Annotated in this window: 25 protein-coding genes and 1 other RNA gene; 14 read left to right on the top strand and 12 right to left on the bottom strand. The window is 46.4% G+C overall.

The window, feature by feature from the left end:
- Positions 1-15 precede the first annotated feature (15 nt).
- Positions 16-438, bottom strand: coding sequence for a ferric iron uptake transcriptional regulator (gene fur / locus MED92_RS12580; protein ID WP_007021932.1), 423 nt, complete (start codon positions 436-438; stop codon positions 16-18).
- Positions 439-565: 127 nt separating this feature from the next.
- Here fur and MED92_RS12575 point away from each other — a divergent pair, with 127 nt between their 5' ends.
- A complete protein-coding gene (locus MED92_RS12575; RefSeq protein WP_007021931.1) occupies positions 566-901 on the top strand; it encodes an outer membrane protein assembly factor BamE in 336 nt (111 codons plus the stop codon).
- Positions 902-933: 32 nt separating this feature from the next.
- On the opposite strand, the gene MED92_RS12570 is transcribed toward MED92_RS12575, so the two are convergent.
- Genes MED92_RS12570 through MED92_RS12560 form a run of 3 tightly spaced genes read right to left on the bottom strand, consistent with a single transcriptional unit; the run spans position 934 to position 3,051 of the window.
- On the bottom strand, positions 934-1,230 hold the full coding sequence (locus tag MED92_RS12570; RefSeq protein WP_007021930.1) for an RnfH family protein: 297 nt from the start codon (positions 1,228-1,230) through the stop codon (positions 934-936).
- A gap of 9 nt (positions 1,231-1,239) precedes the next feature.
- Positions 1,240-1,671: a type II toxin-antitoxin system RatA family toxin gene (locus MED92_RS12565; protein WP_007021929.1), complete on the bottom strand. Its 432-nt coding sequence runs from the start codon at positions 1,669-1,671 to the stop codon at positions 1,240-1,242.
- A gap of 15 nt (positions 1,672-1,686) precedes the next feature.
- Positions 1,687-3,051 carry a sodium-dependent transporter gene (locus MED92_RS12560; protein WP_007021928.1) on the bottom strand — a complete coding sequence of 455 codons (1,365 nt, stop codon included), beginning with the start codon at positions 3,049-3,051 and terminating at the stop codon, positions 1,687-1,689.
- Between the two features lie 280 nt (positions 3,052-3,331).
- Here MED92_RS12560 and smpB point away from each other — a divergent pair, with 280 nt between their 5' ends.
- From smpB to MED92_RS12530, 7 genes are all read left to right on the top strand, one after another.
- On the top strand, positions 3,332-3,805 hold the full coding sequence (gene smpB, locus MED92_RS12555; protein ID WP_007021926.1) for an SsrA-binding protein SmpB: 474 nt from the start codon (positions 3,332-3,334) through the stop codon (positions 3,803-3,805).
- A 113-nt stretch (positions 3,806-3,918) separates the two neighbouring features.
- Positions 3,919-4,278, top strand: a transfer-messenger RNA (tmRNA) gene (gene ssrA / locus MED92_RS18870).
- Between the two features lie 185 nt (positions 4,279-4,463).
- Positions 4,464-5,699 carry a tyrosine-type recombinase/integrase gene (locus MED92_RS12550; RefSeq protein WP_007021925.1) on the top strand — a complete coding sequence of 412 codons (1,236 nt, stop codon included), beginning with the start codon at positions 4,464-4,466 and terminating at the stop codon, positions 5,697-5,699.
- A gap of 382 nt (positions 5,700-6,081) precedes the next feature.
- Positions 6,082-6,837 carry a DUF6387 family protein gene (locus MED92_RS12545; RefSeq protein WP_007021924.1) on the top strand — a complete coding sequence of 252 codons (756 nt, stop codon included), beginning with the start codon at positions 6,082-6,084 and terminating at the stop codon, positions 6,835-6,837.
- A gap of 121 nt (positions 6,838-6,958) precedes the next feature.
- Positions 6,959-7,153: a helix-turn-helix transcriptional regulator gene (locus MED92_RS12540; protein WP_007021923.1), complete on the top strand. Its 195-nt coding sequence runs from the start codon at positions 6,959-6,961 to the stop codon at positions 7,151-7,153.
- A gap of 11 nt (positions 7,154-7,164) precedes the next feature.
- Positions 7,165-7,473 carry a hypothetical protein gene (locus MED92_RS12535; protein ID WP_007021922.1) on the top strand — a complete coding sequence of 103 codons (309 nt, stop codon included), beginning with the start codon at positions 7,165-7,167 and terminating at the stop codon, positions 7,471-7,473.
- A 131-nt stretch (positions 7,474-7,604) separates the two neighbouring features.
- Complete coding sequence (locus MED92_RS12530) at positions 7,605-8,303, top strand: hypothetical protein (RefSeq protein WP_154715220.1); 699 nt, start codon at positions 7,605-7,607, stop codon at positions 8,301-8,303.
- A 272-nt stretch (positions 8,304-8,575) separates the two neighbouring features.
- Here MED92_RS12530 and MED92_RS12525 read toward each other — a convergent pair whose 3' ends face one another.
- Positions 8,576-9,955, bottom strand: a complete 1,380-nt coding sequence (locus MED92_RS12525; RefSeq protein WP_007021920.1) for an ApeA N-terminal domain 1-containing protein — start codon at positions 9,953-9,955, stop codon at positions 8,576-8,578.
- Between the two features lie 51 nt (positions 9,956-10,006).
- Complete coding sequence (locus MED92_RS12520) at positions 10,007-10,438, bottom strand: hypothetical protein (RefSeq protein WP_007021919.1); 432 nt, start codon at positions 10,436-10,438, stop codon at positions 10,007-10,009.
- A 490-nt stretch (positions 10,439-10,928) separates the two neighbouring features.
- On the opposite strand from MED92_RS12520, the gene MED92_RS12515 reads away from it, so the two are divergent.
- The 4 genes from MED92_RS12515 to MED92_RS12500 all read left to right on the top strand — a co-directional run bounded on the left by MED92_RS12515 (position 10,929) and on the right by MED92_RS12500 (position 14,314).
- Positions 10,929-12,278 carry a hypothetical protein gene (locus tag MED92_RS12515; RefSeq protein WP_040662670.1) on the top strand — a complete coding sequence of 450 codons (1,350 nt, stop codon included), beginning with the start codon at positions 10,929-10,931 and terminating at the stop codon, positions 12,276-12,278.
- A complete protein-coding gene (locus MED92_RS12510; protein ID WP_007021917.1) occupies positions 12,278-12,607 on the top strand; it encodes a hypothetical protein in 330 nt (109 codons plus the stop codon). The genes MED92_RS12515 and MED92_RS12510 overlap by 1 nt, the downstream gene beginning before the upstream one ends.
- Positions 12,573-13,163, top strand: coding sequence for a hypothetical protein (locus MED92_RS12505; protein ID WP_007021916.1), 591 nt, complete (start codon positions 12,573-12,575; stop codon positions 13,161-13,163). Before MED92_RS12510 ends, MED92_RS12505 begins: the two co-directional genes overlap by 35 nt.
- 341 nt (positions 13,164-13,504) lie before the next feature.
- Positions 13,505-14,314, top strand: coding sequence for a transporter substrate-binding domain-containing protein (locus MED92_RS12500; RefSeq protein ID WP_007021915.1), 810 nt, complete (start codon positions 13,505-13,507; stop codon positions 14,312-14,314).
- Between the two features lie 20 nt (positions 14,315-14,334).
- On the opposite strand, the gene MED92_RS12495 is transcribed toward MED92_RS12500, so the two are convergent.
- The 6 genes from MED92_RS12495 to tkt form a co-directional block, all read right to left on the bottom strand.
- A complete protein-coding gene (locus MED92_RS12495; protein WP_007021914.1) occupies positions 14,335-15,600 on the bottom strand; it encodes a Y-family DNA polymerase in 1,266 nt (421 codons plus the stop codon).
- Positions 15,601-15,608: 8 nt separating this feature from the next.
- Positions 15,609-16,034: a translesion error-prone DNA polymerase V autoproteolytic subunit gene (umuD, locus tag MED92_RS12490; protein ID WP_007021913.1), complete on the bottom strand. Its 426-nt coding sequence runs from the start codon at positions 16,032-16,034 to the stop codon at positions 15,609-15,611.
- A gap of 121 nt (positions 16,035-16,155) precedes the next feature.
- Positions 16,156-17,220, bottom strand: coding sequence for a class II fructose-bisphosphate aldolase (gene fba / locus MED92_RS12485; RefSeq protein WP_007021912.1), 1,065 nt, complete (start codon positions 17,218-17,220; stop codon positions 16,156-16,158).
- Positions 17,221-17,305: 85 nt separating this feature from the next.
- Positions 17,306-18,469: a phosphoglycerate kinase gene (locus MED92_RS12480; RefSeq protein ID WP_007021911.1), complete on the bottom strand. Its 1,164-nt coding sequence runs from the start codon at positions 18,467-18,469 to the stop codon at positions 17,306-17,308.
- A gap of 34 nt (positions 18,470-18,503) precedes the next feature.
- On the bottom strand, positions 18,504-19,559 hold the full coding sequence (locus tag MED92_RS12475) for a type I glyceraldehyde-3-phosphate dehydrogenase (protein WP_007021910.1): 1,056 nt from the start codon (positions 19,557-19,559) through the stop codon (positions 18,504-18,506).
- A 61-nt stretch (positions 19,560-19,620) separates the two neighbouring features.
- Positions 19,621-21,615, bottom strand: a complete 1,995-nt coding sequence (gene tkt, locus MED92_RS12470; protein ID WP_007021909.1) for a transketolase — start codon at positions 21,613-21,615, stop codon at positions 19,621-19,623.
- Positions 21,616-21,915: 300 nt separating this feature from the next.
- Between tkt and metK the strand changes: the two genes are divergently transcribed.
- Together metK and MED92_RS12460 are read left to right on the top strand one after the other, a co-directional pair.
- Positions 21,916-23,106: a methionine adenosyltransferase gene (metK, locus tag MED92_RS12465; RefSeq protein WP_007021908.1), complete on the top strand. Its 1,191-nt coding sequence runs from the start codon at positions 21,916-21,918 to the stop codon at positions 23,104-23,106.
- A gap of 109 nt (positions 23,107-23,215) precedes the next feature.
- On the top strand, positions 23,216-25,345 hold the full coding sequence (locus MED92_RS12460) for an EAL domain-containing protein (RefSeq protein ID WP_007021907.1): 2,130 nt from the start codon (positions 23,216-23,218) through the stop codon (positions 25,343-25,345).
- Positions 25,346-25,348: the final 3 nt, after the last annotated feature.

Genomic DNA, 25,348 nt, shown 5'->3' with positions numbered 1-25,348 from the left:
GGTAGGCAAGCATACTTACTTATCTTCAGCATCCTTGTGAACACCGTATAGATAAATCGTACGGTCAGTCACAGTAAAGCCCATGTTCTCAGCGATCTCATTCAGCAGTTCATTCAGGCGAGGATCGTTAAACTCTTTAACGATGCCACTTTTCACACAAACGATGTGATCGTGCTCTTCATCACGTGCCAGTTCAAATACAGAGTGACCACCTTCAAAGTGATGACGTGTCACCAGGCCAGCGGCTTCAAACTGAGTCAGTACACGGTAAACAGTCGCCAGACCTACATCTTCACCTTTTTCCATCAGCAACTTGTAGATATCTTCAGCACTGAAGTGGTCGCCTTCGCCCGCTTGTTCCAGTATCTGATAGATTTTAACGCGTGGCAGGGTAACTTTAAGGCCCGCTTTTCTGAGTTCCTGATTCTCAAGTGACATAATTGTTCTCTATATTTGCTGTGGGTGACTACTTAATATTCAATAGGCAAAAAACAAGATAACTTGTTCATTTACGCCTGAATCTTTATTATCCGCATTTACGCACAATAGTGGAAGCGAAAATCAGATGCAAAAACTTCTTATCGTCACAGCCCTCTCTTTTGTATTAGCAGGCTGCTCAGGTTTTCCTGGTGTTTATAAGATCGATATTCCTCAGGGTAACGTCGTCACTCAGGATATGGTCGATAAGCTTCGCCCAGGCATGACCGAAAGCCAGGTTCGCTTCATTATGGGCTCCCCTCTTATCACTGATACTTTCCACGAAGGTCGCTGGGATTATCTTTACAGTAAGAAAAGCGGATCTGACGGCAGCTATGTGCGCGAACGCATCTCGCTTTACTTCACCGATGGCAAACTGAATGCCCTTAACGGCGACTTCCGTCCAGGTGGTGGTCGCAGCTAACCAGCAACGACCACTATTGTCTTTACGCGCGGTTATCCAGCTTCTTTCTGAGCCTTCATCTTAGCTGCGCGTTTTGCTCTTGCCTCTTTCGGGTCCGCAATCAACGGACGGTAGATCTCTACCCTCTGACCTTCTTTAAGCACTGTTTCTTTAGGGTTCTTAATCGCCTTGGCAAAGATCCCCATCGGATCATTATCCGGATCAATCTCCGGGAATATATCCGTAATGCCCGATTTAATAACCGCCTCATAGGCAGTACAGTCATCCGGCACATTCAGTGAGATAATTTTTTGCTCAGTAGGCAGTGCAAACGCGACTTCAACAATCATAATCTGCTCTTAGTCATAAATCTGATCAGCTCGAGTGACAAAGGCATCAACCAGTGTCGTAGCCACCTGGTTAAACACCTTGCTCATCGCCAGTGAAGCAATTTTACCAGAAAACTCAAATTGCAGATTCAGGCTTACCTTGCAGGCCTCATCGCTGAGTACCTTAAAATCCCAGACACCGGTTAAAGAGGCAAACGGTCCCTCTTCAAGCTCCAGGGTCATTTTAAGGGGGCGGGAAAGCTGGTTGCGGGTGGTAAAACTGTATTTAAGTCCGCCTTTGGACAGATACAGGGTAGCAACCAGCTCATCATCAGTCTGACTGACGATCTCAGTTTTGGAACACCAGGGCAAAAACTCAGGATATCGCTCTACATCATTAATAAGATCAAACATCTCTTCTGCAGTGTGCAATACCAATGCACTGCGATCTACCTGAGTCATGCCTTTAATACTGTCCTAGCTGAGCTTCTCAACAAGGTTGAGAATGAAAATGATGGCTACCGCTACTGGCGATACAAAACGCAGAGCAATATACCATGCATTGAACAGCAATGGTGAAGAGATTGCCAACTCGTCCTCAGCCATCTTACGGGTGATAAACCAACCCGCAAATATCGCTATAAACAAGCCACCTAACGGCAACATCACATTGGCAGTCATAAAGTCGAGGAAATCAAAGGTATTGAAACCAAAGATCGTGAAGTCCGACATAAAGTTGAATGAGCCAAGCGCAGCAATACCCAGGCTCCACACCAACAGACCCAGCGCAATACACGCAGGCACACGGTGCCAGCCAAACTTCTCAACCAACCAGGCCGCAGCCGGCTCGATCAGAGAGATCGCTGAAGTCCATGCAGCGATACCCACCAACAGGAAGAAAACAAAACCGAAGATCTGACCACCCGGCATCTGACCGAACGCAACCGGCAGAGTAACGAACATCAGGCCAGGGCCTGCACCCGGATCCATACCGTTAGCAAACACGATAGGGAAGATCACCAGACCGGCAATCAATGCAACCAGCGTATCCATCAGGGCAATCGTTACAACAGAACCACCAATAGAAGACTTCTTAGGCATGTAAGAACCGTAAGCCATAATCGCCCCCATACCCAGAGACAAGGTAAAGAAGGCATGACCCAGTGCTACCAGCACTGCATCCCAGCTTAGCTCTGACGGATCAAAGTGGAACAGGAAGTTCCAGCCTGCAGAGAAACCTTCTGTCTGCATGGAGTAGCCCAGCATTACCAGCAGCAGCACAAACAGTGCTGGCATCAGGAATTTAACCGCGTTCTCCAGGCCTTTCTTAACACCACCCGCAATAACCAGCATAACCATGGCAACGAAAACCGTATGCCAGATCACCAGCGTTTGCGGATCTGCCAGCAGGCTGTTGAACTTAGCACCTGCTGCATCACCATCGATGCTGGCGAAGTCACCCACGCCCATGCCCGCGATGTAGTAGAGCACCCAGCCCGCTACAACCGAATAGAAAGAGAAGATCATGAAGCCAGCAAGCACACCCATCCAGCCCACAAGTGACCAGTTACCTGAATGGTTCGCTTCGATAGCAACCTCTTTCATCGCATTGATTGGGCTCTGACGCGCACGACGGCCGATTAACACTTCAGCCATCATGATCGGCACACCGACCAGCAGAATACAGAATAGGTAAACCAGAACGAAAGCACCGCCGCCGTTCTCCCCTGTGATGTAAGGGAACTTCCAGATGTTACCCAGGCCTACGGCAGAACCCGTAGCCGCCAGTATAAAGATCCAACGTGATGCCCAGGCACCGTGGATAGACTTCTTTTCCTGCATGAAATGTTCTCGTTATTAATTGTAAGATGGCAAAAAGGCGGCGATTTTTTCATCTTTTGTCGCCCAAGTACATTCATTATTGAACATTTTTTAAACAATTCTAAAGATGGGCTTTTTTTCAGAAAATTCCACTAAAAAAAGGCATAAAAACAGGGCTTTTTAATAGTTAAAAACAGGGAAGGGATGATCATTTGGCAGCGGATCAATACACCGGCAGAAAGCCCTGCCAGCATACATCAGCACTTTCCTTGAACACAACAGCACTATATAATCGCCCGCCATGGCTAAAAAGAAGAAAGCCCCATCGGGCAACACCATCTGTCAAAATAAAAAAGTACGTCACGAATATATCATTGAAGATAAATTTGAGGCGGGCTTGTCCCTGACCGGCTGGGAAGTGAAAAGCTTGCGCGAAGGCCGCGCTCAGCTTGTTGATTCTTACGTAGTCATCCACAAAGGCGAAGCCTGGCTGGTAGGCGCGCACTTCACACCGCTGAAAACTGCCTGCACCCATGTAGTTGCCGACCCAACCCGTGACCGTAAGCTGCTGCTACACCGCCGTGAAATCGATAAGATCATCGGCGCAACTCAAGCGAAAGGTTATACCTGCGTTGCTCTGTCTATCTACTGGAAGCAGAATCACATTAAGTGTGAGATTGCGCTAGCGAAAGGTAAGAAGCAGCACGACAAACGTGCCGCTGATAAAGACCGTGATTGGGCTCGCCAGAAACAGCGTTTAATGGCTGCAAAATAACCAGCCGCTCCACCGTTTCCGGAATTCCGTCGGAACTGTCATAAAAAATCCATGTCGAAGTCACAAAGGGACTCGTTTAAACCTATAACAATAGGTATAATCGCCCGCTATCTGGGGATGACTTGGCTTCGACGCCGATTGCAAAACCTTAGGTGCATGTCGAGATTGTAGTGAATCTCGTAAATACATCGCTACATCAGTTATAGTTGCTAACGACGATAACTACGCTCTAGCTGCATAAGTCAGCTTGTGCCTCTCCTCCAGGTGTCTGTAACTAGAGGGTTTGAGGTATCATTCGAGACAGAATCGCCCGGAAGCCTTGTCTCAGGCTGAACGGTTAAAACCTTTAGAGGCTCGCCCATAGCACCCTGGCTCTCGGGTCGCGACGGGTTAACTCAATAGAGTAGCCTAAACATGTAGATCTTGAGGCGGAGGATTGACGGACGCGGGTTCGACCCCCGCCATCTCCACCAAACACAAATCCTGTGACTTCCTAACAGGTCCCGCAGGCCTTGAAATACCAAGGCCTGCGGTCTACTCTCTATTCCTATAACTTCCATTTAGATTCCTTACAAGCCCCCCACTTTAATGGGGCCTGATATGGGGCTTTTGGAAGCCACCAACACCGAAGCCCCCACTTAAAGCAAAGGATATTGCTATGCCACTTACTGATGTGAGTATCAAAAAGGCCAGTATTAAGGAAAAAGACTATAAACAGTCAGATGAAAAAGGCCTTTACGTCCTAATCAAGAAAAATGGCTCCAAACTCTTCTACATGAAATACCGCTTTAACGGTAAAGAGAAAAAGCTTTCCTTTGGCCCGTATCCTGAAGTAACTCTAAAGAAAGCCAGAGAACAACGCGACGATGCCAGAGCCCTTTTAAGACAGGGCATAGATCCATCAGCTCACAAGAAAGCAAAGAAAGCGGCTCATCAACTCAATTCTCAAAACTCCTTCCAATCAATTGCTCTCGAATGGTTTGAAACCAAACAAGCCGATAAAACACCTGGATATCAGCAACGCGTTCTACGAGCACTGGAACATGATTTATTCCCATCTATTGGCAACACCCCCATAAATGAAGTAACAGCCCCTATGCTTCTCGAAGCCTTGAGAAAGGTAGAAGATAGAAATGCGATAGAAACCGCTCACAGAGATAAGCAGATCGCCAGCCAAGTATTCAGATATGCCATTGCTACCGGCAGAGCCGAACGAGATCCGGCACCTGATCTAAAGGGAGCTTTAAAGACCCCAAAGAAGAGACACTTCTCAGCAATCACGACCCCGAAAGAAGCTGGCCGCTTAATGGCTGCGATTGATCAATTCGAAGGTACACCTGTCGTTAAAGCCGCTCTAAAGCTCTCTGCCCTCTTCTTCTGTAGACCTGGCGAACTTCGTCACCTTAAGTGGTCCGATATAAATCATGAAGAGCTACGAATTGAGCTAGTAGCAGAGAAAACCCACCAGCAGCACATCATCCCTTTAAGCGAACAAGCCCTGACAGTTCTTAGAGAACTCAGAGATCTCTATCCCTACATTGGTGAAGATGAGTATATATTCCCATCTGCTCGCGGCCGCAGCCGTTGTATGTCCGAGAACGCTATCAGGGTAGCTCTGCGAACAATGGGCTACGACAACAACACAATGACAGCTCATGGCTTCAGAGCCATGGCCAGAACACTTTTAGACGAGGTATTGAATTACCGCGTTGAATGGATTGAGCAACAGCTAGCCCATGCTGTAAAAGATGCTAATGGCAGAGCCTATAACAGGACAAAACACATAGAGCAGCGTACAAAGATGATGCAACATTGGGCAGATTATTTAGATCAGCTTAAAGCACAGGCTTTGGCTGGTAATGTGATAACAGCAAACTTTGGAAAGGCTAATTAGCCAAGGAGAAAAAAGTGGCAAATCAACATTTCATTATAGAACTACTCAGAAGTAACAATCTTCCCTATAGGGCTGTTTGCAAACCAACTTCCTGTTGGGCGCTAATGGAGATGACCAGAAGTATTCCGCAATTAAAGCTAGAAGTTGGTGATCGGATTTATATCGAGGATAGGCCTCCAGCACCAGGGAAAGTAAGCATTTCTAGTTCCGGTATTCTAAATAGACATAAATCTAATTCTCCTTGCAATCATGGAGTAGTGTTGAGAGCCGTCTTCGAACCTATACAATAAAAGTGAAGTTCCAGCACCTAGGGTAGCCCCCGACATCCTGCTCCCTGACAGGCTGGTGCTTTATCTCAGAAGGGAAGCATTAAGGGAATGCCATGAGAAGCTCTAAACTAATACGCTATCTGTCTGAACTAGCATGGTTCGATATAGAGCAATATCTACATTTGAACAGTAATTCCCCATCATGGTGGAGGGATGAGCTTGCAATAAGGAAAATAAAAATAGAGCGATTCACCTTAGTCCATTTTGTAGAGCAACATCCTGAAGACAAAAGCCCACTTCTTGAAGACATACGCAAACTCAACGAGAGCATCAGGGCCTCATATTCAGGAAAAGAATTTTCAATTAAGTTAAATAAACCTCCAATTGATGCGCTAAGGGCTGAACATGTTGGTTCTTTTAAAAAGATAATGCCCAAACCTGGTTTCTATACCCAGGAACAACTAAAGACATACTCTCCACATGAAAACTATCCATCCCTGTCTTTTCTTAACACACCTACCGAAACCTTTATAAAAGTAGACCTTGAGTATCCAGATACCGCCTTGATTGAAGCCTTCAAGCAACATCTGAGTGACGCTAGAAACGCCCTAGAAACAAAACCCATCATCCCTACCAAAATTACACACCAAAAAATGAAGAAGCTATACGAATATAAAGTCTTAGCCATTCTTGATTTGCGCATATGGGAGCTAGAACATAATGTAAGGATAAAAAAGTCTACACTTGCAGCCAAAGTTTTTGACGGGAGCAAAGGAGAAAAAGAACTTATTGAATCGGTTTTACCCTTTGTCGATCAGGCATGTACACCGGCCTTTTTAGAAAGCTTGAGTTTATTACCTGAAAAATAGTTCGAACTTTTTTTCGTAAAAAAATCCCCCAGAAAAACAATTTTTAAAGTCCTGTATAAGCCAACGCCAGCCTGTTTCACCATTACCTCATCAAATCCAGATTGGAAGCGAGAGGTAGCATATGAACACAAAAAGATTAATTCGCAGAAAAGAAGTGGAGCAGCTAACGGGCTTAGGCCGAAGCTGTATCTATGCCCGCATGTCCCGTAATGAATTCCCTAAAGCCATTCCCATTGGAGGGAGGCTAGTTGCTTGGGATGAGTCTGAAATCCAGCAATGGATTTCAGATCGAATTGAAGCAGCTCAAGCGGCATAGGGGATCTGATAATGAAGAAACTAGCAGCCGCCACCACAACGGCCACCAGTCCTAAGAAACTACCGAAGAAGATCATAGCACTGAAATACCTGATGTTACGATCAATGATCCAGCCTGAAGCGCATGAGCTCTACGGCGAAACGTGTCTCCATACCACCATAAGCACTTTATGGAATGACCATGGAATCGCTTTTGAAAGAGTCGCGGAAACTTACGGCAAGTTTGATTCACGATTCACTAGATACACCCTTATTGAAGCAAGTAGAGAACGAGCTGATCAGCTTATCTCAACTTACACTCCCACAGATAAAGCGGCTTAACAGCCGCAATTCCTGCTATGACCCAAAGTTTATTGAACTCCCTCTTAAAACGGGGGGATAAAATATCGATTCATCAAGGTATCTTGCAAATAGATCCAGCTAGTGGGAAACCTGTCCCAGACACATGGCTAATGAAGCATCAAGGTGAATTAGTATCTGAAATATGCAAATCATGCGGAACTCATTCATTCAAGTTCTACAAATATAGTACTGGCAATTACTGCAAAGCTGGTGGTGTCACACTCCACTTCATAGACCTATTAACAGGCTCTGACGCATATTGTATTTACAATGTAGCTCTTACCCGCAAGCACGCCTCCAAGCATGGATCGAAAGGTAGCTCATTACCTAAAGGAAAATTCCGAGCTGGCAGCAGAAGCGATTTTGTTAAATTCTGGATCAGATCAGGACTTCAACTACCAAAAGACAACTCATCCTTTCATGACCGAATGGGAAAGCTAAAAAAGATAATCTTCACTGCTGAATACGATCGAAATGAGAGAATCATCAAACAATCGCTAGCCCCCCTTTCAATCGAGTATGAACATTTAACGGACATGCTCTTGCCACTTAATACAACTGAGAAATCTCGGGGAAAACTCAGGGAAATTTCAGGGAACCTACAGGGAAAAGTTTCAGGGAACGATTACCCTGATAGTCTGATATCACAGGGGATACAGAAGAATTCAAGTACGGGGCAGAGAAACTACGGTAATAAGGTAAACAGTAAAGAAGGTATACAGGGTATAACCATACAACCAATAGAAGACAAATTACCTTCTGAACAAACTGTCGATGAGTGGCTTCAGGATTACACTAAAAGCGCCTAAGCTACATAGAGATATATAGAGACCACAACGGCAACAAAACGGCATGGAGCAACAATGGAATATTTGATAGCAGGACTGCTGGTGATGATTGTTTTCGCTACTTGTTTATTCTGGCCACGAAAGCAATCTCCAATGAGTGAAAACAAGCCAAGGCAAATATGCATTCACTCAAAGGACAAAGATGGGAACGATATAATTCTGACTAAAGAACTAAGGAATTGAACAATGCCCTTTTCCCACTTACTCAACCATAGAAGATCTACAAAACAGAATTAACCCAACTTCTGCTCAAGCTTATAATTATTACTTAATAAGTCCTTTATCTGAGTATTATCGAAGCCCAGCTGCTCTAAAAGATGCAGTTGAAAAATTGCTTCCATCTTTTGACATATCGACCATAACTCAGAACCTCTAGACGCCCTACTTTCAAGCTCTTCACTAAAATGAGTAAAGTAATTCCTCGTATCCACAATACTTCTGATTAATTTTGTTCGTTCCTTGTTATTACCAATAATTTCTTTGTAAGGCTCGATAATTTTTTTAATTCTTTGCCCTAAGCTAATTTCATTTCCATATCGAAGCCTGCTTATCAACCAAACTCTATGCTCTTTCGGGCAGAGCCTAAGAAGGTAAGCCAGCACACTTCGAAATCTATCAGGCTCCATCAAAGTATCCATGTTTGTTCTTCGATGATACGTTTCCAGACCCTGAGCCAAAGCTAAAAACCTGCCATCCATATACCTATGAGAACCTGATACTGCTGAAAAATATAAACTCAGAGCAGGCCTTATCGTCTCATAAGCCATTAGCCAGTTATTAAAAATTGATTGTGCATTTTTCTCGATGTCTTTGTATGTAAATAACATTCTAAACTTATCAATCGAAGGCTCTCTTTCTTCAAAAGGCAGGCTTGGATAATAGATATCTAAAAGTTCGGGAATAGTCTCATTTTGAAGGTTACATAAAATTGACGGAGAAGTGCCTTTAAGTTCCTGAACACTAACGGCTGAATCTATAGCTAAACATAACAAGCTGGTTATCTGATGTATGATTGGAAGATATTCATCCAACTCCAGAGGCTCTTCTGAAGAAAGCCTCAAATAAGCTTTTTGCGTAATCTGTGCGGCTGTGTTGCTTCCAAGATTCGGTAGGTTATACGCAAAAACGATACTTAGTAAAAATCCGTTGTTCAGAGATAATGTTATTGCGTCCTTTGGAGAATAACTTATCGTTGCTTCAGTATGATTCTCATTAAAATCTACACTGATTCCTGTTATCCCAAGCCACTCATCTAACCCTTCAACAGAAAAGCTAACCGTATCAAAATATATTTCATCAACGTCTTCAAAAGATGCTCTTACAAACGCTCGGCGGACCCTTAACAGCGATCGAGCAACTCCCCCAAACGCATACGCCTTCTTCTTGAAGAAGCATCTCTCAAGGGTGACATAACCATCCCCTTCCACTTGACCAATTATCTTTGGTATATCATCACCTCTAACAAGAGGCTTAAAACCCTCATCGAACAAACCCACTATTTCTAAATCAATGACCCCTCCGTCATTGATGATGAGAGTACCGGGGATTCTTTTATTCTCTTTTCCTGGAAGCCAGAAAAATCCCGTCTTTTGATACTTTTCCTTAACTCTCATTGCTCCCCTTATGTTTTATCCTCTTCATGGAGATCTTCTGAAAACCATTGATTAGAAGTACCTTGGGCGATCTTTCTTTGTTTGACCTTCTTTGATAGCAATTTCTAACTCCAAGGAGTTTATTTGTAGCTCTACCAAACGATCGGCTCGCGGCTGTACCGAAAATTGCCAAGCCAGTAAACCAAGAACACCAATTCCTATACCAACACCAAATGACATGCTTAGTATCTTCATATAGAATTTTTTGTTCTCATTTTCTATCTGAACCATCGTTTCCAGTAGCTCTTTCCGCTCTTTGTCAGCCTGGTCAGCTCGCGCTTTTTTCTCTATTAAACGTATTTCTTCAGACCAGCCTAATGTTCGTGCCCTATTCGTATCGTACACATAAACAAATGCTAAGACCGATGAGAGAATTAAAGCCAAACCCAGTAAGGCATAAAATTTATAGATATTATCGGTAGGAATTGAGAAACCTGGCGTCATTCATATAGTCCCTTGAAACGTATAAAATTATTGAGGGTATTGGTTTACTAATATTAATAAAATAGGATTTTTTCTGAATTACCAGCGATATCGTTCTTATAAAATTACTGAAAGTGTTTTAGATACTTATTCTCTGTACGATCAAAAGCTCCAATAGTGATATAACCACCGCAAAAGAACCAGTTACGATTTTCAGCTTTTTAATGACCGCATAACATTGCCTGCCATGAGCTCATTGACACGAGGCTCATACTGTTAACAATATAGCTTCATAGAATAAATTTAATACGGATGTTACGTTATACATGGACTTACATCAGCACTACCTCTCAGCTTCATTGGCAGTTCCTCTTTCCTCATCCTTGTACATGGCATCAGAGCTAACCCATGGGGCTTTGATTTCAATAAAAAGCCCCCTTTTCAACAAATAAACAATCTACTTGACGCAATAGCCTCATAGCGACGATCACTTTCTATACCTTGAGCCAATATGAAAAGTTACAGAGAAACCAATTCACATCAAGCATCCAAAGCCTGGGACAACCACCTAGTTTCCACAAATAGAAGAAAGAAGTATGCTCGAGTGAAACATTTTCGCAGATACGGTTCGCTGGGAAAGGGTAAAAGCTTTTCTCGCGCCGAATCAGAGAAGGTGCTTGATTACATTGAGTTAATGAACCCGGGTTATCGAAGTCGTCGAAGGCTGTCCCGAAACCACCAGATTGTTCTCCCTGAGAAGTTTTGCTTCATTTCAAACCCAAATGGCGCCATTAAAGCGATTGTTAATATCGTCAAATCCTACAGAGACGATAGAGTCAAACACATAACACTTAATCATTCACAAGTCTCTGAATTCAGCCTTACATCTGAGGTCCTTCTAGGGTTAGGAGTGAACAGGGCACGACTGCTTCTTCGGCGCGGAAGAAAAATAAAAAAGCGTGTATCTGGTTACTTCCCTTTAGATCCTGATCACAAACAACTTTTAATGGAAATGGGAGTTGTTAAAGAAATTGAGGCTAAAACGAAAAGCGGCGCACCTTTTAGCCGGGAAAAGCAGCATTTATTTGCCAAACACAGCATCAACTTCAGCTCAGCAAACGCATATAGTGTAGATGACCATTCCCTTGCAGCTGAAGCTTTTGTTAAGCACGTTAATGAATGTGTGCAGGATTTTGAGAAATCACTAAGTGAAGACGCTGAGACTGAGTTACTAAGGTGTGTAGGAGAAGTTCTTGATAACGCTCAACGCCACTCATCAAAGAAAAAAAATGACTACAGCTGGTTTATAAGGGGATATCTTAACAGCCACTCTGACAATAAAGATTTTGAACTTTCTATATTTAACTTTGGTCGAACCATTGCAGAGTCCTTTGAGGATCTGCCAACTGGGCATTTCAGCCTAAACCTAGTAAACGATTATGTAGAGCTTCACAAGAATCGTTTTACTCGAGAGCAACTAATTACCGTTGCTGCCTTACAGCAACGTTATAGCTGTAGAAATCAAACTTCTCGTGACACTAACGGACAAGGAACTATACTGCTTATTGAGTTTTTCCAAGAGCTCTACAAAGAGTTTCACGCGCTACAAGGAGAAACAGAAGAGCAAAACAACCACCGAATGAGTGTAGTTTCAGGGGCAACCCATATTTATTTTGATGGGACTTACAAGCTGAGAGATCTTCATGAAGACTCTGATGATGAGCAGATGATCATTGCTTTTAATAACCAAAACACATTAAAATTGCCGCCCGACTCTTCTAGTGTGAGACGAATGAAGGATTGTTTCTTCCCTGGGGTAGCGATTAGTATACGCTTCCCTCTTAAGAAGAGGAGTTCGTAATGGAGAGAGTGATGATAATTGATTTAAACACCTTAAAAAAAGAAGGGAAACGCCTTCTTTCGGGTCGTGATAACGGTCATCAAGCCTACGAGCTGTTTGAGCTTGCTCAGCATACATCTGAAACGAAGCTTGTTCTCAAAAACGGCAGCGATCTGGTGATTACTAATTCATATTTCCTTGGAATGCTCGAAGAGATCATCAAGAAATATGAAGTAAAAGCTGACCTGCTAAACCACATGGATTATGACGACGTCAGTCAAAACAATAGAAAAGAGCTATTGCGTGGTATCAATCGTGGGTTTTCTGAAATCGTTAATCCTATTAGCTAGTATCCTATTATCCAGTCAGGCCCTGGCTGACAAGTCCGAAATTAAAATTACTTATAACCCCGATAACACCAAAGAAGTTCTATATTCGAAAGGGACTGGGGTTTTCAGCAATATTGAATTTGGCATTAGGGAAGTTGGTATTTTAATCGGCATATCCTTAGGCCTGTTCAATATTGGCTGGAATGTTTATTCCAAACGTAGAGATGCGAAGAAATCAATAAAAGATGATTTTTGGTTTCGGACAGTTCTGTTTCCTCCATTGAATGAAAAAATTGTAGCCCTCCATAAACAGTGGAAAAACGCAGACTTTACCAAACTCAATTCCTCTTCCAGCAAGAAATCCCAAAAAAAACTTGAGAAATTTGTCTCAGACCTGAACGAACTCAGGGATATGACATCCTTTTTAAGTACCATCTCACAAAATTTGCCATCAAGAATGAACACCCTCATAGATGAACTTGAAGAAAGTGTTCTGGATGACGCCTCACTAGCTTTCGACAATTTTAATAGAAAGTTCTACAACATACTTTTTGAAGAACATGACACCCTTCTTTAATAAGTCCCTCAAGCCATAAGAAAATAGCTTCATACTCATAGACCGAATATAGCATTTACTACCTTGAGCATGATGTAGCGGGGGCATAAACAGGGGCTCACCGAAAAAAACCAACCATAAAAAGCTTTAAAAAACAAACAACTAAAAAGACTATTCGTTAGACGCCATCCCACCAAATACCCATAAAAAAGCCACCTTCGGGTGGCTTTTTTATTGCTCGCATCTAGCGAATCACAACTTGCCCCTGTGTCTCTTTAACCTAACACGCGTGCAACATATTAGATAAACACTATATAATCCTGAAAGTGGTCATTTTCCAGTCCTTTAATAGGAAAGCATCAATGCCGTTTCGCCACCTTTATCTCTGTTTGATCATCAGCTTTTTTGCCGCCACCTCGCCGGTGCTGGCTGATTCCCCTCGGGTGATGGTTATTAGCGGATTGCAGGCGCCTCCTTACGTGATGCTGGATGAGAAAGGTAAGGCAACCGGTATTCTGGTCGACCTGATAACCCAAGGGTTACAGCCACTTAATATCCAACCGGTTTTCAAAATTTCTAACTGGGCCCGCGCGTTTGAAGAAGCCAAGCAGGGCAGAGCCGATGCCATTATCCCAACCATCAAGAGTGAGGACAGAGAGACCTTTTTTATCTTCCCTGCAGAGCCTCTTACACGATTACAGATGGCTTTTATGAAACATCCCGATGCCGAGATCGCTTTCACCGGCGATCTTGATTCATTAACTAGGTACCGTATCGGAAAAATTCGCAAAGCCCGAGTATCACCCACCTTTGATGAAGCGGTCTCACAACAACAGCTTCAGATCGAAGAGCGCACCTCATTTGGCTTGCTTGCACTTGCTGTAGCGCGTAATCGCCTAGACCTTTTCGCTGGGGATGAACTGATGGGGTTATGGGGCGCCGCAGAGAATGGCGTACTGGATGAAGTCGAAACCATCACCCCCTATTTAGCGGAAGTTCCGGTATATATGGCGATTGGCAAGTCTTCCATTTTTGCCAATGAATCTGAGCTTATTTCACAAGCGCTGGCTGAGGCGAAGAACCATCAGGATTTCAGGTCATCATTGGCGGGTTATGAAAAGCTCCTACGTAAGGAGTTTTTTGATAATTTGATAAAACACACTAGCCACTAGAACCCAGCCCCTCGCATCTATCAAGCCCGAACCACCTTCAACTCCCGCCAACTTGTCGTATATCTGGGCGACAAGTGCTGGCGCTGCATGGCCCAATCCTGCTTCTGCCCCTGTCCGGCAAAGCTGAGCCCACGATGAAAACGCTGATTAACCTGATCGAGAGTTTTCATCAGTTGCAGGGATTTAGTTGTGCACAAATCAGGGTTAAACAGGTCCGCCTGGTAGTTATCCTCTGGCTGCAAAGCATTCAGTATCACCCCAGCTTTCATATAACGATAGCCATCACGGTAGATCCCTTGTAACAGACGCAGGGCGATCTTCATTATCACTCGGCTGTCATTGGTCGGGCTAGGCAGTGGATAAGTCGCACCATTGGCATATTTCATCTCAAACTTGGCATTTGGATTGGTGCGTATATAGATCGAAACACTACTGGTCAGGCGTTTCTCTTCGCGGAGTTTTTCGGCCGCGCGTACCGCATACTCCCGGATCGCTTCCTGCATCGGCTGTAGACAGGTTAACCGATGACTGAAGGTACGGCTGCATAAGATCTGCTGCTTAGGATTCGGCTGTTCATCAAATCCGATACAGGGGATACCCCGCAGTTCCAGAATCGTTCGTTCCAGCACCACCGAATAACGACGTCGCATGGTTTCCGCATCGGCTCTCGCCAGATCAGCCGCAGTGTAGATATCTTCTGCACGCAGCTTCTCCACCGTTCGACGCCCCACCCCCCAAACTTCCGATACATCGGTTTTTTTAAGCAGGCGTTCACGCCAGCCCGGTTTCGAAAGATCCACCACACCCTGAGTCTGCGGGTAATGCTTGGCCGCATAATTTGCCAGCTTCGCCAGCGTCTTTGTCTCGGCTATACCGACCCCGACCGGGATACCGATCCAGTGGTTGATCCGCTTTATGATCTTATGCCCTAGCTCAGTCAGATCCGGCTCGGTTCGCATGCCGCTCAAGCCAAGGAAGGCCTCATCAATTGAATAAACCTCCACCTCAGGCACCAGCTCTTCCAGCGTGGTCATTACCCGTGCGGAGAGATCCCCGTATAGGGCGTAATTGCTGGAAAATACCTGTAACTGCCCACGCTCATAAAATTCCCTCACTTCAAAGAAGGGGACCGCCATTTTAATCCCCAGCGCTTTCGCCTCTGCCGAGCGTGCCACCACGCAACCATCGTTATTGGAGAGCACCACGACGGCCTTATCCTTTAACTCAGGACGAAACAGCCGCTCACAACTGGCATAGAAGCTATTACAATCCACCAGCGCATACATAACCGTACCTAGCGCAAGCCGTGGATAACATTAGTCACCACACCGAACAGCTCCAGATCGGAGCCTTCAGCAATGGTGATAGGTCGATAGGCATTATTACGCGGCAGCAGGCGACATACCGGCTTCAACTGCAGCTGTTTAACTGTCAGCTCCCCCTCAACCGCCGCAATCACAATATCGCCCTCTTTCGCGGTCAGGGAACGGTCCACTATCAGAATATCGCCACTATGGATGCCAGCGCCGATCATTGAGTCACCTTCGGCACGGACAAAATAGGTTGCCGCCGGCCTTTGAATCAGCAGCTCATTGAGATCCAGGGTCTTTTCCACATAATCCTGCGCCGGGCTGGGGAAGCCGGCCGAAACAGAAGAGAGGAATAAGGGGATCTTAAATGCAGAGCGAAGCCCACTCTGCCCGAGCATAACCACAGACATAACGCACAACCAAATACTGTATTTATATACAGTATAATTAAGTTACACTGTTTTTCAAAGATGCCTAGAGAACAGGCACAAAAAAACCGCCTGAAGGCGGTTTTTTTTAATGCATTAGAACTTATGCGATCTTCGGATCCAGCTCACCGCTTTCGTATTTCTCTGCCATGTTTTCCAGAGAGATCGCAGTGATCTTAGACGCATTACCTGCTGTGCCGAACGCTTCGTAGCGGTTCACACAGATTTCAGTCATCGCTTCCATCGATTTCTTCAGGTATTTACGTGGATCGAACTCAGCCGGGTTTTCAGCCAGGAAGCGACGGATTGCACCGGTAGATGCCAGACGCAGGTCAGTATCGATGTTTACCTTACGTACACCGTACTTGATACCTTCAACGATCTGCTCAACCGGCACACCGTAAGTTTCTGGAATCTCGCCACCGAATTCGTTGATCACCGCCAGCCACTCCTGCGGTACAGAAGAGGAACCGTGCATTACCAGATGTGTACCTGGGATACGTTCGTTGATCGCTTTGATGCGGTCGATCGCCAGAATGTCACCTGTCGGTGGACGGGTAAACTTGTAAGCACCGTGGGAAGTACCACAAGCGATCGCCAGCGCGTCTACGCCCGTTTTCTTAACGAAGTCTGCTGCTTCATCAGGGTCCGTCAGCATCTGGTCGTGAGACAGTGTGCCTTCCGCACCGATACCGTCTTCTTCGCCCGCCTGACCTGTTTCCAGAGAACCCAGGCAGCCCAGCTCACCCTCTACAGAAACACCACACGCATGTGCCATCTCAACCGTACGGCGAGTAACATCAACGTTGTATTCGTAGCTTGATGGTGTTTTACCATCAGACATCAGTGAACCGTCCATCATGACAGAGGAGAAGCCCATCGCGATAGTACGCTGACAAACCGCAGGAGACGTACCGTGGTCCTGGTGCATACATACCGGGATATGCGGGAATTCAGCAATCGCCGCTTCGATCATGTGACGCAGGAAGTTAGAACCCGCGTATTTACGTGCACCGGCAGATGCCTGAACAATCACTGGAGAGTTAGTCTTGTCTGCCGCTTCCATAATAGCGCGCATCTGTTCCAGGTTGTTCACGTTGAATGCTGGAATGCCGTAGTCGTTTTCAGCAGCATGATCCAGCAGCTGACGCATGGAGATCAGAGCCATTTTGTCACCTTTAAATATTTGTTAACTTCGTCGAAAGACGGGGATGGGCAGAGTTTACCACCCATCCGACATTAAAATCAGTTTCTTATGAATTCTTTGCTTCTAGAGCAGCTACTGCAGGTAACTTCTTACCTTCAACAAACTCAAGGAACGCACCGCCACCCGTTGAGATGTAGGATACTTTATCTGCGATATCGTACTTATCCACAGCCGCCAGTGTGTCACCGCCGCCAGCGATAGAGAAGCCCTGGTTTTCAGCGATCGCCAAAGACAGTGTCTTGGTACCTTCACCGAACTGGTCAAATTCAAATACACCGACTGGGCCGTTCCAGATGATCGTACCTGCATCTTTCAGCAGCTCAGCCAGGTTCTGTGAAGACTGTGGGCCGATATCCAGAATCATGTCATCTTCAGCCACATCATCAACGGACTTAACGGTTGCTTCAGCCGTTTCAGCAAACTCTTTGGCAACCACAACATCAACCGGCATCGGGATGTTTACTTTCTTCATCAGATCCTGGGCAACCGGAATCAGGTCATGTTCGCACAGAGATTTACCCACTGGCTTACCTGCCGCAGCCAGGAAAGTGTTCGCAATGCCACCACCGACGATCAACTGATCAACCTGATCAGACAGCGCGGTCAGTACTTCCAGCTTGGTAGAAACTTTAGATCCGCCAACAATCGCAGCCAGAGGGCGCGCTGGCTTATCCAGCGCTTTACCCAGCGCATCCAGCTCACCCGCCAACAGAGGACCAGCACAAGCCACTTCAGCAAACTTTGCTACGCCATGCGTAGACGCTTGAGCACGGTGGGCTGTACCAAACGCATCCATCACGTAAACATCGCACAGTGCAGCCATCTTCTGGGATAGCGCTTCGTTGTCTTTCTTTTCACCCACGTTGAAGCGAACGTTTTCCAGCAAGACTAGCTCGCCTTCAGCAACGTCAAAGCCGCCATCCAACCACTCTTTGATCAGTGGAACTTCACGACCCAGCAGCTTGCCGATGTGGTTAGCTACAGGCTGCAGAGAGAACTCTTCGTTGTATTCACCTTCCGTTGGTCGACCCAGGTGAGACATAACCATCACCTTAGCACCCGCTTTTAGTGCCAGTTCGATGGTCGGCAGCGATGCACGGATACGCGCATCCGAAGTTACTTCACCATTCTTAACTGGTACGTTCAGGTCTTCACGGATCAGAACGCGCTTGCCGCTCAGATCCAGTTCGCTCATTTTCAGTACGCTCATTGACGTGCCCTACTTAAGTTTTGAAAAGTTTAAATCAGGAATTCGTTTCTTCTGGGTCAGTTTCAGGCCCAGCTTTTAAAGCCAACCAGTGCTGCGCTACATCTAACATACGGTTGGCAAAGCCCCATTCATTATCAAACCAGCACACCAGTTTGATCAAACGCCCTTCAGACACTTTGGTCTGGGTACCATCCACTACCGCGGAACGGGAATCGCGGTTGAAGTCTACCGAAGCATGTGGCTCTTCGGTATAACCCAATAGTCCCTGTAACGGACCTTCCATAGAGGCACGCTGCAGCAACTGATTCACCTCTTCGACACTGGTCGACTGTGTCACATTAATAGAGAGGTCCATCATCGATACATTGATCGTCGGTACACGCACATGCAAGCACTGAAACTTTCCGGCCAGATGTGGAAGCAAGCGATCGATACCTTTATCCAGCCCTGTATCTACCGGCACGATTGAGTGCATCGCACTTCGGGTCAGGCGCAGATCGGTCTGATGATAGCTATCGATGACCGGCTGGTCATTCATCGCTGAATGTATGGTAGTTGTGACACCATTTTCGATCCCCAGATGTTTATCCAGCAGATCCAGTACCGGGATAATGCAGTTGGTGGTACAAGAAGCAGCAGAGACAACCGTATGCTCTGGGCGTAGCAGTTGCTCGTTCAGGCCAAAGACGATTGTGGCATCCACTTCATCGGTCGCAGGCTGAGAAAACAGCAGACGCTGGGCTCCGCTATGCAGATGCAGTTCGGCCAGAGAGCGGGCTTTAAACGAGCCGGAACATTCAAATAGAAGATCAATACCCAGATCGGCCCAGGGCAGATCCTCCGCATCCGATTCACTGAGAATCTGAATGGTGTCGCCATTGACCAGTAGCTGCTTACCATTGTGCCCCACCGGGACAGGAAAGCGACCATGGGTAGTATCGTAGCGGGTCAGGTAGGTCACAGTCTCCAGATCAGAAAGCTCATTGATAGCCACAACCTGAAACAGGTTTTCTAAGCCGCTTTCATAAATCGCACGCAGGACACACTGACCAATTCGACCATAGCCATTGATTGCAACGCGATAACTCAATCTGAAACCCTACCTTAAGAAATAAAAAGACCCGGATACCCGGGTCTTTTTACGCGTTCTATTACAGAACAGATTTAACCGTTTCAACTACGTTTTCAGTAGTGAAACCGAAGTGTTTGAACAGCTCACCTGCAGGCGCAGATTCACCGAAGGTACGCATACCTACGATGGCACCGTTCAAACCAACATACTTGTACCAGAAGTCAGCCTGCAGGGCTTCAACCGCAACACGTGCAGTAACCGCCGCCGGCAGTACCGATTCACGGTATTCCGCAGACTGCTGATCAAACAGACCGGTTTCAGGCATAGAAACAACGCGTGCTTTCACGCCGTCAGCAGCCAGCGCTTCAGCTGCATCCATCGCCAGACCAACTTCAGAACCGGTAGCGATAAGAATTGCATCTGGCTGACCGTCTGTATCACGCAGGATGTAACCACCCTTAGCGATGTTAGCCACCTGCTCTTCAGAACGCGCCTGGTGCGGCAGGCCCTGACGAGAGAAGATCATCGCCGTTGGGCCATCGGCACGTTCAAGTGCTGATTTCCAGGCAACTGCGGATTCAACCGCGTCACATGGACGCCAAGTGCTCATGTTTGGTGTGTGACGCAGGTTAGCCACCTGTTCAACTGGCTGGTGAGTCGGACCGTCTTCACCCAGACCGATAGAATCGTGCGTGTAAACATGGATCGCACGCTGCTTCATCAGTGCAGCCATACGTACCGCATTACGCGCGTATTCCATAAATACCAGGAAGGTCGCACCGTAAGGGATGAAACCACCGTGCAGTGCGATACCGTTCATGATCGCGGACATACCGAATTCACGTACACCGTAGAACAGGTAGTTACCAGATGCATCATTCTTCTCTACACCTTTACAGCCAGACCACAGTGTCAGGTTAGAACCCGCCAGGTCAGCAGAGCCACCCAGCAGTTCAGGCAGCATAGGGCCGTATGCATTCAGTGCATTCTGAGACGCTTTACGGGACGCAATTGTTTCGCCTTTCTCTGCAATCTCAGCGATGTAAGCATCTGCTTTTTCAGAGAAATCAGCTGGCAGTTCACCAGAGATACGACGAAGTAGCTCATCCGCCAGCTCAGGGAATTCCGCACGGTATGCAGCGAAACGTTCGTTCCACTCATTTTCAGCGTGAATGCCTGCTTCCTGTGCATTCCAGTCTTCAGCAATTTCAGAAGGAACTTCAAAAGCAGGATGAGTCCAGCCCAGACGCTCACGTGTCAGAGCGATTTCATCATCACCCAGTGGCGCACCGTGGCAGTCTTCCTTACCTTCTTTATTAGGAGAACCAAAACCGATAATTGTTTTACAGCAGATCAGCGTTGGCTGCTCTGTGTTTTCTTTCGCCTGTTCAATCGCTGCGCGAATCTGATCAGCATCGTGACCATCAACACCTGGGATCACCTGCCAACCGTAAGATTCGAAACGCTTAACGTTATCGTCGGTGTACCAACCTTCAACTTCACCGTCGATCGAGATGCCATTGTCATCCCAGAACGCGATCAGTTTGCCCAGACCCAGCGTACCTGCCAGGGAGCAAGCTTCGTGAGAGATACCTTCCATCAGACAGCCATCGCCCATGAACACATATGTGTTGTGGTCAACGATCTCATGACCTTCGCGGTTGAACTGAGCCGCCAGGGTTTTCTCTGCAACAGCAAAACCTACTGCGTTAGTGATACCCTGCCCCAGAGGGCCTGTTGTCGTTTCAACACCTGGGCAGTAACCGTATTCAGGGTGACCTGCTGTTTTAGAGTGAAGCTGACGGAAGTTTTTCAGGTCTTCGATCGATACATCGTAGCCAGTCAGGTGCAGCAGGCTGTAAATCAGCATAGAGCCATGACCATTGGACAGTACGAAACGGTCGCGATCAAACCACTGCGGGTTAGTTGGGTTGTGCTGCATGAAATCATTCCACAGCACTTCAGCGATATCCGCCATACCCATTGGGGCACCCGGGTGACCAGATTTAGCTTTCTGTACGGCATCCATGCTCAGCGCGCGAATCGCGTTGGCAAGTTCTCTACGAGAAGACATTAACTCAGCTCCTGGGCGTTTTGCCCAAAATTGAAGGTTCAGGAAAAAATTGGGCGCAATTTTCTCGCAGATAGAGGAAACCTTCAAATAAGAATTGCACTTTAAGGGTAAAAATGAGCGTTTTTCATTCAAAAATCGATAATTCTCATCTTGGCAAACGGGAAAGATATGCATTTAACCTTAGTCGCAGGTAGAATATGCGCTTATTTTTCCGGATGGCTAACCGCCTGCTAAACTTTTCAAGTCATTGGCGTCCAAAATCAGCCACCCCTGAACATCTGTTGAAAGGTATTAATAACGATGAGCGAATACAGCTTATTTACTTCAGAATCTGTTTCCGAAGGTCACCCGGACAAAATCGCAGACCAGATCTCCGATGCCGTACTGGATGCCATCATTGCTGAAGATAAACATGCACGTGTAGCCTGTGAAACGCTGGTTAAGACGGGTGTTGCTGTTGTGTCCGGCGAGATCACAACGTCAGCATGGGTTGATCTGGAAGAACTGGTACGTAAAGTCATCAACGATATTGGCTATACCTCCTCTGATGTAGGTTATGACGGTGACACTTGCGGCGTGATCAACATCATCGGTAAGCAGTCCCCGGACATTAACCAGGGCGTTGACCGTTCAAAACCAGAAGATCAGGGCGCGGGTGACCAGGGTCTGATGTTCGGATATGCATCCAATGAAACGGATGTACTTATGCCTGCACCGATTACCTATTCTCACCGTCTGGTTGAACGTCAGGCGGAGGCGCGTAAATCAGGCCTTCTTCCATGGCTGCGCCCGGATGCTAAATCCCAGCTGACATTCCGCTACGAAAATGGCAAGCCGGTTGCTGTTGATGCACTGGTACTGTCGACACAGCATAACCCTGATGTTTCCCAGGCAGACCTTCGTGAAGCGGTAATGGAGCTTATCGTTAAACATGTGATTCCAGCTGAATGGATCACCAAAGATACTCAGTTCCACATCAACCCAACCGGTAACTTCGTAATCGGTGGTCCTGTAGGTGACTGCGGTCTGACGGGCCGTAAGATCATCGTTGATACTTATGGCGGTATGGCACGCCATGGTGGTGGTGCGTTCTCCGGTAAAGACCCATCAAAAGTTGACCGTTCCGCAGCTTATGCAGGACGTTATGTAGCGAAAAATATCGTTGCTGCCGGTCTTGCTGACCGTTGTGAAATCCAGGTTTCTTACGCAATCGGTGTTGCGGAGCCAACGTCTGTATCCATCAACACCTTTGGTACAGGCCAGATCTCGGACGAGAAGATTATCCAGTTGGTGCGTGAGCACTTCGACCTGCGCCCATACGCGATCACTAAAATGCTGGACCTGCTACACCCTATGTATCAGCCAACAGCCGCTTACGGTCACTTTGGTCGTAACCCATTTGAGATGGAGTACAAAGGCGAAACCTTTACTGCGTTCACTTGGGAGCGGACTGACAAAGCCGACGCACTTCGCGAAGCAGCCGGTCTGTAAGACGACTCAAAACAAACGTTTTAAAATAAAGCACCTTCGGGTGCTTTTTTATTGCCTCCGCACCTTTATATGTCAATAATGAGCACTCTAATAGTTAATAATTATAAAGATGCAGCTTAGTAACTTTCGTATCCAACAAAAGCTGATAGGTTTAGTCGCTATCCTGGCACTGGGAATACTAGCGACTTCCAGCCTAGCGTTTTATTTTTCCTACCAAGACACGCTGGCCGGTAAGAAAGACCAAATTCGCAGTGTAGTGCAGGCAACATCCAGCCAGGTCATAGCCCTTAGGTCAGAAAAAGCTGCAGGCAATATTTCTGAGAATGTTTATAACAACCGACTTAGAAATCTAATTAACGACGTTAGCTATGGTCACTCCGGCTACATCTACCTCATGACTCAGGACCTGCGTGTCCACCTTCACCCCAAACGCCCTGAGCTTGAAGGCTTCCTAATTAGTGAACTGCCATCACTGAGTCACCCGCAGATGATGATCGACGGTTTTAAACAGGTTATTTCCTCCCCCTCTGGTTCGCACTTCTGGGAGCTATACTGGCCCAAGCCCAGTGGCGGCCCTTCCGTTGCCAAACTCACCTATGCCGAACTGATCCCTGAGAGCAATCTGATCCTCGGTACAGGCATCTATATTGATGACCTTGTTCCCCTGTATATTCAGCGAGCCTTTAGTTATCTGATTATTACCATCGTGGTACTCTGCGCTGCGCTGCTCACTGCCGCACTAATCTCCCGCAACATTGTCAGGCCTATAGCATCGCTGTCTAAACAGATGAACGATGTAGCGCACGACGATATTGATCAAGAGATCTTGTATACAGAACAGCAAGACGAAATCGGATCTATGGCCCGGGCACTTGAACATTTCCGGGAACACCTGATTGAAAATAAGCGCCTGCGTTATATGCAGGAGCATGTTCAGTTTCTGGAAAACTTTGACCCTGTAACCCGCCTATACAACCGCCGGGCAATGGGCGAGGCGCTGGAACGTGAAGTTATACGTAACTTCGAAAGCCAGGAACATGTCTATTTCCTGTTTATCCGTCTGGACCTTTTGCGCAATCTGACAATCGAGCTCGGAGACGAACAACGTGACCAGATCCTTATAGAGACGGCCAACCGGCTCCGCCAGCGCCTCTCAGTGAATCACAGTTTGGGACGTCTCTCTGAAGGCTGCTTTGGTTTAATGATTATCGATAAACCAGATGATGTAGACCTTGATAGTCTCACCACAGAGCTACTCCATACCCTCGAGCAGCCTATTCAACTTGATAGCATACAGATTCAAATTGCAGCGCGAATTGGTATCACCTCCTTCCCGGAAGATGGAGATCAACAGTTTGAGCTCATTGGTCGTGCTGAGATAGCGGCAAAAACTGCCAAAAAGCGTGAGCAGGGCTGGCTCTATTTCAATCAGATTCGTGATACTCAGGTTAAGCAGAAAATGGAACTGTGGCAGGACCTTTCCATTGCTATGGAACAAGATCAGTTTTATCTGGTCTTCCAACCGCTCTTTGACCTGGAAAGCAACACCCCCCTTTCGGCAGAAACCTTGTTGCGCTGGACTCATCCCGAGCATGGCCCCATATCCCCCGCAACCTTTGTTCCGCTTGCCGAGCAGAGCGGACTCATCTCCCGCCTTGATCATTGGGTGCTGAATGCTGTCGCCAGACAATGCAGACTATGGCTTGACAATGAACTGACCCTTCCGCGAATCGCCATTAACTTGTCAGGAATCAGCTTCTTAAGAAATGATTTTGAACAACGTCTGACCAACACCTTTAAAGCACACAACGTACCGCTCCATCATATTGAGCTGGAACTGACTGAAGGTGTATTAATTGAAGATCTCGCCCGTATTCAGGAAAAGCTCCAACGGGTGCGAGACATGGGCATCAGCGTTTCAATCGATGACTTCGGTACAGGTTACTCTTCACTAAGCAGAATTAAAAACCTACCGGTAGATCACATTAAAATTGATAAATCCTTTATCGACGATATTGATAAAAACCCGCAAGATCTCAAAATCGTTCAGGCTATTATTCTGATGGCCCAGGGCCTGCAACTGAAAGTTGTTGCTGAAGGGGTTGAAACTGAGAAGCAATTGTCTATCCTGCGCGAGGAACACTGTGATGTTGTACAAGGCTATCTGCTAAGCCGACCGCTCAGTGTCGAAGACTTTGAATCCCTGATTGATGAAGACCTAATAATTGAAGGTGCTTAAAAC

Source organism: Neptuniibacter caesariensis, assembly GCF_000153345.1.
GTDB classification, from domain to species: domain Bacteria; phylum Pseudomonadota; class Gammaproteobacteria; order Pseudomonadales; family Balneatricaceae; genus Neptuniibacter; species Neptuniibacter caesariensis.
The sequence above is the reverse complement of the archived record's forward strand: the minus strand, read 5'-3'. Positions and strand labels throughout refer to the sequence as shown.

Excerpts from the sequence above, each read along its gene's own strand:
- MED92_RS12495 (WP_007021914.1), bottom strand. The coding sequence starts at position 15,600 with ATGTATGCGCTGGTGGATTGTAATAGCTTCTATGCCAGTTGTGAGCGG.
- MED92_RS12530 (WP_154715220.1), top strand. The coding sequence starts at position 7,605 with ATGAAGCATCAAGGTGAATTAGTATCTGAAATATGCAAATCATGCGGA.
- tkt (WP_007021909.1), bottom strand. The coding sequence starts at position 21,615 with ATGTCTTCTCGTAGAGAACTTGCCAACGCGATTCGCGCGCTGAGCATG.
- MED92_RS12500 (WP_007021915.1), top strand. The coding sequence starts at position 13,505 with ATGCCGTTTCGCCACCTTTATCTCTGTTTGATCATCAGCTTTTTTGCC.
- MED92_RS12575 (WP_007021931.1), top strand. The coding sequence starts at position 566 with ATGCAAAAACTTCTTATCGTCACAGCCCTCTCTTTTGTATTAGCAGGC.
- MED92_RS12480 (WP_007021911.1), bottom strand. The coding sequence starts at position 18,469 with ATGAGCGTACTGAAAATGAGCGAACTGGATCTGAGCGGCAAGCGCGTT.
- MED92_RS12545 (WP_007021924.1), top strand. The coding sequence starts at position 6,082 with ATGAGAAGCTCTAAACTAATACGCTATCTGTCTGAACTAGCATGGTTC.
- MED92_RS12460 (WP_007021907.1), top strand. The coding sequence starts at position 23,216 with ATGCAGCTTAGTAACTTTCGTATCCAACAAAAGCTGATAGGTTTAGTC.
- umuD (WP_007021913.1), bottom strand. The coding sequence starts at position 16,034 with ATGTCTGTGGTTATGCTCGGGCAGAGTGGGCTTCGCTCTGCATTTAAG.
- metK (WP_007021908.1), top strand. The coding sequence starts at position 21,916 with ATGAGCGAATACAGCTTATTTACTTCAGAATCTGTTTCCGAAGGTCAC.
- MED92_RS12510 (WP_007021917.1), top strand. The coding sequence starts at position 12,278 with ATGGAGAGAGTGATGATAATTGATTTAAACACCTTAAAAAAAGAAGGG.
- MED92_RS12560 (WP_007021928.1), bottom strand. The coding sequence starts at position 3,051 with ATGCAGGAAAAGAAGTCTATCCACGGTGCCTGGGCATCACGTTGGATC.
- MED92_RS12515 (WP_040662670.1), top strand. The coding sequence starts at position 10,929 with ATGAAAAGTTACAGAGAAACCAATTCACATCAAGCATCCAAAGCCTGG.
- MED92_RS12535 (WP_007021922.1), top strand. The coding sequence starts at position 7,165 with ATGAAGAAACTAGCAGCCGCCACCACAACGGCCACCAGTCCTAAGAAA.
- MED92_RS12540 (WP_007021923.1), top strand. The coding sequence starts at position 6,959 with ATGAACACAAAAAGATTAATTCGCAGAAAAGAAGTGGAGCAGCTAACG.
- fur (WP_007021932.1), bottom strand. The coding sequence starts at position 438 with ATGTCACTTGAGAATCAGGAACTCAGAAAAGCGGGCCTTAAAGTTACC.
- MED92_RS12550 (WP_007021925.1), top strand. The coding sequence starts at position 4,464 with ATGCCACTTACTGATGTGAGTATCAAAAAGGCCAGTATTAAGGAAAAA.
- fba (WP_007021912.1), bottom strand. The coding sequence starts at position 17,220 with ATGGCTCTGATCTCCATGCGTCAGCTGCTGGATCATGCTGCTGAAAAC.
- MED92_RS12570 (WP_007021930.1), bottom strand. The coding sequence starts at position 1,230 with ATGATTGTTGAAGTCGCGTTTGCACTGCCTACTGAGCAAAAAATTATC.
- MED92_RS12525 (WP_007021920.1), bottom strand. The coding sequence starts at position 9,955 with ATGAGAGTTAAGGAAAAGTATCAAAAGACGGGATTTTTCTGGCTTCCA.
- MED92_RS12565 (WP_007021929.1), bottom strand. The coding sequence starts at position 1,671 with ATGACTCAGGTAGATCGCAGTGCATTGGTATTGCACACTGCAGAAGAG.
- smpB (WP_007021926.1), top strand. The coding sequence starts at position 3,332 with ATGGCTAAAAAGAAGAAAGCCCCATCGGGCAACACCATCTGTCAAAAT.
- MED92_RS12520 (WP_007021919.1), bottom strand. The coding sequence starts at position 10,438 with ATGACGCCAGGTTTCTCAATTCCTACCGATAATATCTATAAATTTTAT.